Annotated in this window: 11 protein-coding genes; 5 read left to right on the forward strand and 6 right to left on the reverse strand. The window is 74.7% G+C overall.

All coding sequences use genetic code 11. The features are described 5' to 3' along the window. The coding region (locus EBN88_RS25195; protein ID WP_233580940.1) for an amidase family protein at positions 1–439 on the forward strand (439 nt) is incomplete at its 5' end. A gap of 135 nt (positions 440–574) precedes the next feature. On the opposite strand, the gene EBN88_RS25200 is transcribed toward EBN88_RS25195, so the two are convergent. The 4 genes from EBN88_RS25200 to allB all read right to left on the reverse strand — a co-directional run bounded on the left by EBN88_RS25200 (position 575) and on the right by allB (position 4,378). Beyond that, positions 575–976, reverse strand: a complete 402-nt coding sequence (locus tag EBN88_RS25200; protein ID WP_233580942.1) for a non-reducing end alpha-L-arabinofuranosidase family hydrolase — start codon at positions 974–976, stop codon at positions 575–577. 104 nt (positions 977–1,080) lie between these two features. Further along, complete coding sequence (locus EBN88_RS25205) at positions 1,081–1,533, reverse strand: ribonuclease domain-containing protein (protein WP_233580944.1); 453 nt, start codon at positions 1,531–1,533, stop codon at positions 1,081–1,083. A 213-nt stretch (positions 1,534–1,746) separates the two neighbouring features. Then, positions 1,747–3,009: an allantoicase gene (alc, locus tag EBN88_RS25210; RefSeq protein ID WP_122399358.1), complete on the reverse strand. Its 1,263-nt coding sequence runs from the start codon at positions 3,007–3,009 to the stop codon at positions 1,747–1,749. A gap of 7 nt (positions 3,010–3,016) precedes the next feature. Continuing rightward, complete coding sequence (allB, locus tag EBN88_RS25215) at positions 3,017–4,378, reverse strand: allantoinase AllB (protein ID WP_122399364.1); 1,362 nt, start codon at positions 4,376–4,378, stop codon at positions 3,017–3,019. A 241-nt stretch (positions 4,379–4,619) separates the two neighbouring features. Between allB and EBN88_RS25220 the strand changes: the two genes are divergently transcribed. The 3 genes from EBN88_RS25220 (at position 4,620) to aceB (ending at position 7,793) form a co-directional block, all read left to right on the forward strand. After that, entirely contained in the window at positions 4,620–5,411 is a 792-nt protein-coding gene (locus EBN88_RS25220; RefSeq protein ID WP_122399359.1) for an IclR family transcriptional regulator, read from the forward strand. A gap of 98 nt (positions 5,412–5,509) precedes the next feature. Continuing rightward, positions 5,510–6,124, forward strand: a complete 615-nt coding sequence (locus EBN88_RS25225) for a nucleotidyltransferase family protein (protein ID WP_233580946.1) — start codon at positions 5,510–5,512, stop codon at positions 6,122–6,124. Between the two features lie 73 nt (positions 6,125–6,197). Beyond that, positions 6,198–7,793, forward strand: a complete 1,596-nt coding sequence (aceB, locus tag EBN88_RS25230; protein WP_122399360.1) for a malate synthase A — start codon at positions 6,198–6,200, stop codon at positions 7,791–7,793. Positions 7,794–7,822: 29 nt separating this feature from the next. Here the strand turns inward: aceB and EBN88_RS25235 are convergent, their stop codons facing one another. Next, the gene (locus EBN88_RS25235) at positions 7,823–8,614 is read right to left on the reverse strand and encodes a class I SAM-dependent methyltransferase (protein ID WP_122399361.1); all 792 of its coding nucleotides are present in this window, start codon (positions 8,612–8,614) and stop codon (positions 7,823–7,825) included. A 119-nt stretch (positions 8,615–8,733) separates the two neighbouring features. On the opposite strand from EBN88_RS25235, the gene EBN88_RS25240 reads away from it, so the two are divergent. Further along, entirely contained in the window at positions 8,734–9,204 is a 471-nt protein-coding gene (locus EBN88_RS25240) for an Lrp/AsnC family transcriptional regulator (protein ID WP_122399366.1), read from the forward strand. 7 nt (positions 9,205–9,211) lie between these two features. Here the strand turns inward: EBN88_RS25240 and EBN88_RS25245 are convergent. Continuing rightward, positions 9,212–10,354, reverse strand: a 1,143-nt coding sequence (locus EBN88_RS25245; protein WP_122399362.1) for a sulfite oxidase, incomplete at its 5' end; no start/stop codon positions are given.

Genomic DNA, 10,354 nt, shown 5'->3' on the forward strand with positions numbered 1-10,354 from the left:
CGCGACGGCGCCCGAGGTCGCGGCGGTGGCGGAGCGCGCGCTGGCGCGCTGGGAGGCGCGCGGGCCGCTGGTGCGGGCGGAGCACCGCGTGCGGCTGGCCGACCCGGCGCCGGTCTGGGCCGCGCTGCGCGCCGGCGAGCCGGCCGAACGGGCCCTCAACGACGCCGCGTTGGCCGAGACGTTCGCCGTGGCCGAGCTGTTGGCGACGCCGACCACGCCCGGGCCCCCGCATGGCCACGAGGGGCCGGGCGAGGCGATGTCCACCGCGTTGACCTGGGCTTTCAACCTGAGCGGGCATCCCGCCATCAGCCTGCCCGCCGGCCGCACCCGGCGCGGCGAGCCGGTGGGCCTCCAACTGGTGGCCCGCCACGGCCGGGAACGGTGGCTGCTGGCACTCGCCGCCTCGGCTCCGCCGGCGCGGCCGGGGCGCGCGGCCTGATCAGCGGCCCGCGATCGGCGGGCGGGTTGTCCAGCGTCAACAGGCCGAGCCCTCACGGCAGTTGCGGGTACTCGCCCTCGACGGCCGGGTCCAGGACGTTGTTGGAACGGGTGAAGGGCTCCGCCTCGCTGTCGGTCAGCGGGGTCCACTCGCCGTCCAGGCTGTCAAGGTCCAGGCGCGGAAGTACCGCCGCCAGTCGGACGCGACCGCCAGCGCCTCCACGATCATCAGACAGCCGCCGGAGTCGCCGAGCCGGTAGACGTCGCTGGCCTCGAAGAGCCAGAACCGGTCCGCGTCCTCCAGCACGATCGCGGTGTCGTCGAAGCCCTCGGCCAATTCGGCGGCGGTCGTCTGCGAACGGTACATGTGGCCGTTGCCGTCGGAGAAGAAGAGATGGCAGTCGGTCGCGTCGCAGATGGTCCAGAGGTCCAGCCAGCCGTCTCGCCCCTGTTCTCGGCGACGATCGGCGGCGCCTCCTCGAAGAAGAGGCGCGGCTCGGTCCAGGTCTCCGGGCGCCCCAACGGCCGGCGCCCGCACGGGAGTCGCGGCGCCGGGACCGGTGGGGGCGGTCCCGGCGCCGCCGTGGGGGGACGTGGTCTCGGGCCGAGCCGGTCTGCGCCGGCTCGGCGGCGGCGCGCGGGTCAGCAGGCGTAGTCGATCAGGTCGAAGGACTCGTAGTGGTCGGCGGTGTAGTAGTCCTCCTGGTACGAGTCGCCGGTCACGATCCGCCGGGCGCCCCGGTCGTCGCTGCCCGGCGTCTCCACGGTGTACTCGCGGTAGTAGCCGGTGGGTTGACTGGGCAGCAGGCCCTCGCGGTTGTAGAAGGTGCCGCCGTCCTGCGGGTAGGGGAACGGGCCACCCTGCGCGATCAGGTCGAGCGTGTCGTGCGCCTGGGACGGCAGGTCGTCGTAGCAGATGTCGCCGACGGCCCACGGCTGGAGGGCGGTCGCGACGGCGGTGGGGGTGGGGGCAGGGGTCGGGTGCGGTGCGGCGGACGCGGCGCCCTGGCCGCCGGCCAGGAGTGCCGCGAGGAGGACGCTCAGGGAGCCGGCACGGGCAGCCCTGGTCTTCCAGTGCGCGTGATTCATGCCCATGCCAATAGTGTGACGCGCGTAGCATGACGCGCGTCAACCTCATCTCGGCGATGTTTCCCAGGAGTTCACAGGACCGCGACGCCATGCCCATGTCGCGCCGGGCGGCTCCGGCGCACGCGCGGGCGTGCACGCCGGCGCGTTGAGAGGGGCGGCGGCCGTGGGTGCGGCGCGCCGCGAGGGAACGTCGGCGTTCCGGGGTCGAGCGGGCCACCGTCAGGAGGCCGGGGCACCGGTGGGGTTCTGGCGTTCGCGCAGGCGGCGCCAGCCGGCCTCGGTCGGGGAACCGTGCAGCCGCAGCCGGGCGACGCCGCCGTCGGGGAAGACGTCGAGCCTGGCGTGGGTGGCCGGCGGGGTGTCCTCGGGGAGGACGAAGCGGTGCACGGTGTCGGGCAGCAGCCGGGTGCGGGGCAGCGCCAGCCGCCACTCCCCCGGGCCGGCCACGGCGGCCTCGGCCGGCGCTCCGCCCACGAGGCCGCCGCCCACGAGGCCGCCACCACCACCGCCCCCGGTCCCGTTCTCCGCGTTCCACAGGGCGAGTTCGGCCCAGCCGGGCGCGTTGCCCCGGTAGCAGCCGGTGTCGATCTCGACGGCCCGCACCACGCCCTCGGCGGCCAGCCGGTAGCGCAGCCAGTCGTGGCCGGCGTCGCGGCGGCGGCGGGTCTCCCAGCCCTCGTCCATGGTGCGGGGGCGGCCGGGCAGGATGGTGTGGATCGGCGGCGAGTAGAAGCGGTCGGACGCGTCCTCGACCAGCCCGCCGTGGGCGAGCGCCACCAGGTCGAAGGTGCCGAGCGCGGCCAGCCAGTCGAGGTCGGCCAGCGGCTCGCCGTGGGCGCGCAGCCGCGCGATCCCGCCATCCGGATACTGGCTCAGCCGCAGGTGGGTGAAGCGGCCCAACGCGGCGCCGGGCAGCGGGAAGGCGTGCGCGGCATGGCCGCCGACCTCGGTGCGGGGCACCAGTTCGGTCCACGCGGTGGCCGGCGCGAAGAGGGTCTCGGGCCCCGGGGTGCCGGGGACGCGGGTGCCCTCGATCCGCACGGCGTGCGGGTGGTTGCCCCGGAAGTGGGCGGTGTCCACGACGAGGCCGTGCAGCAGCCCCGGCACGCCCAGGCGGATCAGCGCCCAGTCGTGCTCGTCGGCGGTCGGGTGCGGGTGGTCGGGGTGGACGCCCCGGCGGCGGCGGGTCTCCCAGCCGTCCATGACCTTGCCCCTGTGGCCGAACGCCGCCGGGTCGAAGCGGGCCGGGCCCGGGTTGAGCAGGTTCTCGCGCTCGGCGAAGAACTCGTCGCTGGCCGCCGTGACCGAGCCGCCCAGCCGCCGGTCGGCCAGGTCGGGCAGCCGGGTGAAGGGCAGGGCCGCCGGGTCGGGGGCGCGGTGGTCGGCGTAGGGGTCGCCCCCCGCGTAGGGGGCGGCCGGGCCGGTGAAGACGGTCGCGGCCGCAACGGCCGTCGCCCGGTCGGGAGTTGGGTGGGAGGTCACGGCGAACTCAGGTCCTTTCGATCAGGCGGCCGGTCGGTGGCCGCCCGGCGTCATCGGCGTTCCCTCCCACGACGGCGGCCCCCTCCGCCACGGTGTCCTCTCCCACGATGCGGGTGCCGCGCAGCCACGTCGCGCGCACCACGCCCCGCAGGGTGCGGCCGGCGTAGGCGGTCACCGGGTTGCGGTGGTGGAGTGCGGCCGGGTCGACGGTGAAGGTGGCCTCCGGGTCGAGGACGGCGAGGTCCGCGTCGCGGCCGGGGGCGATGGCGCCCTTGTGGTCGAGGCCGGCGAGCCGGGCGGGGGCGGTGGCCATCCAGCGGGCGACGTCGGCCAGGCCGTGGCCGCGTTCGGCGGCGGCCGTCCAGACGGCGGACAGGCCGAGCTGCAACGAGGCGATGCCGCCCCAGGCGTGGCCGAAGTCGGGCACCTTGAGGTCGGCCGTGCAGGGCGAGTGGTCGGAGACGACGCAGTCGAGGGTGCCGTCGGCGACGGCGGCCCACAGGGCGTCCCGGTTGGCGGCCTCCCTGATGGGCGGGCAGCACTTGAACTCGGTGGCGCCGTCCGGGACCTCCTCGGCGGTGAGGGTGAGGAAGTGCGGGCAGGTCTCGGCGGTGACGGCGACGCCGGAGGCCCTGGCCTCGGCGATCAGCGGCAGCGCGGAGGCGGCGGACAGGTGCAGGACGTGCACCCGGGCGCCGTGGCGGGCGGCCAGCTCCACCAGCCGTGCGATGGCGGCGTGTTCGGCGGCTGGCGGCCGGGAGGCCAGGAAGTCGGCGTAGCGGGGGCCGGTGGGCGCGGGCGCGGCGGAGAGCTGGGCGGGGTCCTCGGCGTGGACGATCAGCAGTCCGTCGAAGGCGGCGATCTCGGCCATGGCGCGGGCCAGTCGCTCGGGGTCGAGCGGCGGGAACTCGTCGACGCCGGAGGGCGAGAGGAAGCACTTGAAGCCGAAGACGCCCGCGTCGTGGAGGGGGCGCAGCCGGTCGAGGTTGTCGGGCACGGCGCCGCCCCAGAAGCCGACGTCGACGTGGACCCGGTCGCGCGCCGCCGCCCGTTTGGTGGCGAGCCGGTCGGGGCTGGTGGTGGGCGGCAGGCTGTTGAGCGGCATGTCCAGCAGGGTGGTGATGCCGCCGGCGGCGGCCGCCCTGGTGGCGGTGGGGAAGCCCTCCCAGTGGGCGCGGCCCGGGTCGTTGATGTGGACATGGGTGTCGACGAGTCCGGGCAGCAGGGCCGCCGTTCCGTGGTCCACGACGCAGGCGCCGGGCGGGGCGGGGGCGTCGCGCGGCAGCACGGCGGTGATCCGGCCGCCGGCGACGGCGACGGCGGCGGGGCGGACGCCGTCGGGGGTGACCACCCGGTCGGCGCGGAGCAGGAGTTCGGTGGCGGGCGCGTTCCCGGGCCGGGGCGCGGGGGCGGGCGTGGCGCCCTGCGGGGCAGGGGCATCGGTGCTGGTCAACCGGCCACCCTTCGGGGGTCGCTGACGGCGGAGCGGGTTCAACGTTTTGTTGAAGCCGGGCAGCTTCGATGGTCGGCCGCCGGGGCCGGTCCGTCAAGGGCCGGTAGGCTTCCCGTGACCACTACCCACCCCGTTCGTCCGCTGGAGGAAACGCGCCGTGTCGCCGTCCGACGTGCGTAGGTCCTCCGCCGGGGGCGGCGGGGTGCAGTCGCTGGAGCGGGCCTTCGCGCTGCTGGAGCTGATGGCCGACGCGGGCGGGGTGACCGGGCTGAGCGAGCTGGCGGCCCGCAGCGGGCTGCCGCTGCCGACCATCCACCGGCTGATGCGCACCCTGGTGGCCTGCGGCTATGTCCGTCAACAGGCCAACAGGCGCTATGCGTTGGGCCCCCGGCTGATCCGCCTGGGCGAGGCGGCGGCGCGCCCGCTGGCCACCTGGGCGCGCCCGTATCTGGCGCGGCTGGTGGCGGAGACCGGGGAGACGGCGAACATGGCGCTGCTCGACGGCGACGACGCGGTCTATGTGGCGCAGGTGCCGTCGCGGCACTCGATGCGGATGTTCACCGAGGTGGGCCGGCGGGTGCTGCCGCACTCCACGGGCGTGGGCAAGGCGCTGCTCTCCGGGCTGGCGGACGAGGAGGTGCGGGCGCTGCTGCGGCGGACGGGGATGCCGGCGGCGACCGAGCGCACCATCACCACGCCGGACGCGTTCCTGCGGGCGCTGGACGAGGTGCGGGAGCGCGGGTACGCGGTGGACGACAACGAGCAGGAGATAGGCGTCCGTTGCATCGCGGTCGCGCTGCCGGAGGCGCCGACGGCCGCCGCGATATCGGTCTCGGGGCCGGCGGGGCGGCTGACGGACGAGGCGGTGGAGAAGCTGGCGCCGCTGCTGAGGGAGGTCGCGGCCGAGCTGGGCGCCGCGCTGGCCACGGCGCCCGAGGGCGAGGAGTAGCAGGCCCCCGCCGAAGCGGCCGGGGCCCTTCCGGCGCCGGCCGGCCGACGGGGCCGGCCGGGGACGGTGCGCGGACGGCGGAACGGAGGCCGGTTGTCGTGGTGTCAGGTGTGGCCGGGGTGCTGCTGGCGGCCGGGGGCGGGCGGCGGCTCGGGGGGCGGGTCAAGGCGCTGTTGCGTCATCGGGGGCGTCCGCTGGTGGAGTTGGCGGCCGGGGAGTTGCGTGGAGCCGGGTGTGCGCCGGTCGTGGTGGTGCTGGGCGCCGGCGCGGACGAGGTGGTGGCCTGCGCGCGGCTCGACGGGTGCCGGGTGGTGCGCAACCCGGAGTGGGAGTCGGGGATGGGCTCCTCGCTGCGCGCCGGCCTGGCGGCGCTCGCCGCGCTGCCCGAGCCGCCGGCCGGCGCGCTGGTGGCGCTCGTGGACCAGCCGTGGGTGAGCGCGGCCGCGATGGCCAGGGTCGCGGGGGCGCTGCGTTCGCCCGAGACCCTGGCGGCGGCCGCCTACGCGGGCGAGCGCGGCCATCCGGTGTTGTTCGGCGCCGCGCATCTCGCCGCCGTGGCGGCCGGCGCGCGGGGCGACCGGGGGGCGCGCGACTATCTGCGGGCGCGCGCGGACCGGCTCACGCTGGTGGAGTGTGGGGACGTGGCCAGCCCGCAGGACATCGACCAACCCGCCGACCTGGAACGGCTGTCCGGGCCGCCACCCCATCATTGATCTTCCACGATGTAGAAACTACTATCCATTTTTGCTGCCCCTCATGAGGTGGAACCGTCACGAAGGAGTTCCCATGTCAGCCGTCACCGTGGAAGCCCGGCACCGGGTGCCGCGCCAGGACGAGGTGCTCACCCCCGAGGCGTTGGACTTCCTCGCGCAGCTGCACCAACGGTTCACCCCGCGCCGGGACGAGTTGCTGGCGCTGCGCGGCCGCCGGCGCGCGGAGATCGCGCGCACCGGCCGGCTCGACTTCCTGCCGGAGACGGCGGAGGTCAGGGACGGCGAGTGGACCGTCGCGCCCGCGCCGCCCGCGCTCCAGGACCGCCGGGTGGAGATCACCGGGCCGACCGACCGCAAGATGACCGTCAACGCGCTCAACTCCGGCGCCCGGGTCTGGCTCGCCGACTTCGAGGACGCACTCTCCCCCACCTGGGCCAACGTGGTCGGCGGCCAGCTGAGCCTGGCCGACGCCTTCCGCCGGCGCATCGACTTCACCGACGAGCGCGGCAAGGAGTACGCGCTGCGCCCCGACGCCGAGTTGGCGACCGTGGTGACCCGCCCGCGCGGCTGGCACCTGGACGAGCGCCATCTGACGGTCGAGGGCCGGGCGATCCCGGGCGCGCTGGTCGACTTCGGGCTCTACTTCTTCCACAACGCCCGCTGGCTGATGGACATGGGCAAGGGCCCGTACTTCTATCTGCCCAAGCTGGAGTCGCACCTGGAGGCGCGACTGTGGAACGACGTGTTCGTCTTCGCACAGGACGCGCTGGGCCTGCCGCAGGGCACCGTCCGGGCCACGGTGCTGATCGAGACGGTCACCGCCGCCTTCGAGATGGAGGAGATCCTCTACGAACTCCGCGACCACGCCTCGGGGTTGAACGCCGGGCGCTGGGACTACCTGTTCTCGATCGTGAAGAACTTCCGGGACGGCGGCGAGCGCTTCGTGCTGCCCGACCGCAACGCGATCACCATGACGGCCCCGTTCATGCGCGCCTACACCGAGCTGTTGGTGCGCACCTGCCACAAGCGCGGGGCGCACGCGATCGGCGGGATGGCGGCGTTCATCCCCTCGAAGGACGCCGAGGTCAACAAGGTCGCGTTCGAGAAGGTCCGCACCGACAAGGAGCGGGAGGCGGCCGACGGCTTCGACGGCTCCTGGGTGGCGCACCCCGGTCTGGTGCCGGTGGCTGAGGGCGCGTTCGACGCGGTGCTCGGCGCGCGGCCGCACCAGAAGGACAAGCTGCGCGAGGACGTGGCGGTCACGGCCGAGGAGCTGCTGGACATCGCCTCGGTCCCGGCCCGCCCGACGGCCGACGGGCTGCGCAACGCGGTGCAGGTCGGCACCCGTTACCTCCAGGCGTGGCTGGCCGGGCGGGGCGCGGTCGCGGTGTTCAACCTGATGGAGGACGTGGCGACGGCCGAGATCTCACGCTCGCAGATCTGGCAGTGGATCAACGCCGGGGTGCTGTTGGACAACGGCGAGCGGGTCACGCGACCGTACGTCCGGCAGGTCGCGGCCGACCAGCTGGTGAGCATCCGCGACGAGGTGGGCGAGGACGTCTATGTCTCCGGCGGCTGGGAGCGGGCGTTCGACCTGCTGATGGAGATCGCGCTGGACGAGTCCTATGTGGACTTCCTGACGCTGCCCGCCTACGCGTTGCTGGACTGAGCGGCGCTGGCGGGGCGGCTCGCCGGTCCTCAGCCGGCGAGCCGCAGCGCCACGGTGCGCCAGGCGCCGCCCTGGGCCGAGCGTTCGCCGACCACCCGCAGCCCGGCGGTGTGGCACTGGCGCACCACCCAGGCGTGGGCCAGCCTCAGCTTGCGGTAACTGCCGGTCTTCAGCGTCCAGTTCTCGCCGCCGTCCCGGCCGACCTCGCGGACATGGACGAGGTCGTGGACGACCACGGTGTAGTCGTCGAAGTCGTCCGGGTACTCAAGGAAGCAGGTCATGATCCGGTCCTCGGTGGCCCGGACCGGAAGGAAGCGGTCGGTCCCGGTCAGCGGAACGGTCAGGTCGCGGTAGGAGAGCACCGCCGTGCCGTCCGGGGTGAGCGCGTCGGCGATGTCGTTGAGCAGCGCCGCCACATCGCCCCTGGTCGGCAGGTGGGTCAGGGTGTCGCCGAGACAGACCACCGCGTCGGCGGTGCCCGGGCCGACGTGCTCGCGCAGCGCGGCCCGCAGGTCGCCGTGGACCGGGCGCACGGCGGGCACCTCGGCGGCGTTCCGCTCCAGCTCGGCGAGCAGCCGGCGGCTGAGGTCGACGGCCAGCACGCGCTCGAAGCCCAACCCGGCCAGCGCCAGGCTGGTGTGGCCTGGCCCGCACCCGAGGTCGACCGCCCGGCGGCCCGCGCCGTCCGGCCGCACCCCCAACTCCGTGAGCAGCGCCCGCTGTCCGGCCACCAGCCCCGGCAGGTCGCCGCCCAGCATCCAGGTGTAGTGCTCGGCGAGCAGGCGGTCGTAGTGGTCGACGGCGAGCGTGGTGGGCGTCATCGGCGGCCCTTCTGCGGTGCGGGCGGAGGTGCGCGGTTACGGCGACGAACGTAGCCCGTGGTACGACCGCGTGGGGGACCGACCGAACGGTGTTCGGAGTTGAGCGCAGAATGGCGACCATGGACGACATTGATTCGGCGCTCCTGGGCCATCTCCAGCGTGACGCACGGCTCACCAACCGTGAGCTGGCGCGGCTGGTTGGCATCGCGCCCTCGACCTGTCTGGAACGGGTGCGCAACCTGCGGGCCAGGGGCGTGATCACCGGCTACCACGCGGCCGTTGACCCCAGGGCGCTGGGCCGTTCGCTCCAGGCGCTGATCTTCGCCCGGCTGCGGCCGCTCAGCCGGGAGGTGATCACCAGCTTCCAGAGCTATCTCTCGGGGCTGCCCGAGGTGCTGTCGGTGCTGGTGGTCTCCGGCGACGAGGACTTCGTGATCCATGTCGCGGTGCCCACCATCGAGCATCTGCACGCCTTCCTGATGGACCGGGTCAGCGCCCGCCGCGAGGTGGTCAACTTCCGCAGCTCGGTGATCTACCAGCAGACCGTCACGCATGTGCTGACCCCGATCCAGGGGCCGAAGCCGGGGTGAGGGCGTCTCAGCCGGCGGTCACCAGGACCGGGTGGTGGACGACCGCGTTGAAGAGGTAGCCCTGCTCGTTGAACGTGGCCCGCTCCGGCTGGCGGGCGCCGGTGGCGTCGGTGGCGCGGGCCAGCAGGGTCGCGGGCCCCGGGGTGGTCGGGGTCCAGGGCACCGACCAGCGCACCCAACGGTCGGCGCGCGGCGTGTCCCGCAGGTGCGCGGGGCGCCAGTTCGCGCCCCCGTCCACGCTGACCTCGACGGAGCGGACGGGCGCGTCGCCGGACCAGGAACGGCCGGTCAGCCGGTGCCGCTCGCCGGCCACCAGGGGCGCGTCCCAGTCGAGTTCGAAGGCGCTCTTGAGGGTCTGCCGGGTCAGCGGCGCGCTGCCGCCCTCGGGGTGGTCGGGTCCGAAGAGACGGTAGAGGTCGGTGTTCCACGGCGAGTAGAGCGGCTCGGTGGAGACCTCGATGTCGCCGACCCACTTGACGGAGGCGATGCCGATCCAGGACGGCACCACCACGCGGACCGGGTGGCCGTGGTCGGGCGGCAGCGGCTCGCCGTTCATCTCGTAGGCGAGCAGCACGTCGTCCAGCGCCTTGGCCAGCGGCAACGGGCGGCGCACCCGGCCGAGTTGGTTGCCAGAGGAGTCCTCGTAGGGGTCGTCCAGGCCGCGCGGCTGGAGGTCCACGGCGTCCCGGCGCAGCCCGGCGCGCCGCAGCACCTCGGCCAGCCGCACCCCGCGCCAGCGGGCGACGCCGATGGCGCCGAGCTTCCAGGCGGTGCCGGAGACCGTCTCGCCCTGCTGCGTGGCATAGAAACCGCGCCCGTTGCCGGCGCACTCCACGGCGGCGGTGTGCACGGTGGCGGGCAGCGCGCGCAGCTCGTCCAGGCCGAACTCCACGGCGCCGCCGCGCAGTCCGTCGCCCCAGACGGTCAGCCGCCAGTCCTCGGCGTCGATGGTGGGGGTGACGGTGTGGTTGCGCACGAAGAACAGCTCGTTGGGCGTGTGGTAGCCGGTGTCCCGCAGCGCTGACCAGCGGGTCTCGGCGTTGGTGCCGTGCACCACGAACGCGTCCTCGGGCAGCGGCTTGACGATGCCGGGCGCCGGGTCGGCGCCCCCGGTGGCGCGGCTCGCGGCGCGCGCCCCCGGCGCGCCCGC

It is taken from the genome of Streptomyces triticirhizae (assembly GCF_003696235.1).
GTDB classification, from domain to species: domain Bacteria; phylum Actinomycetota; class Actinomycetes; order Streptomycetales; family Streptomycetaceae; genus Streptomyces; species Streptomyces triticirhizae.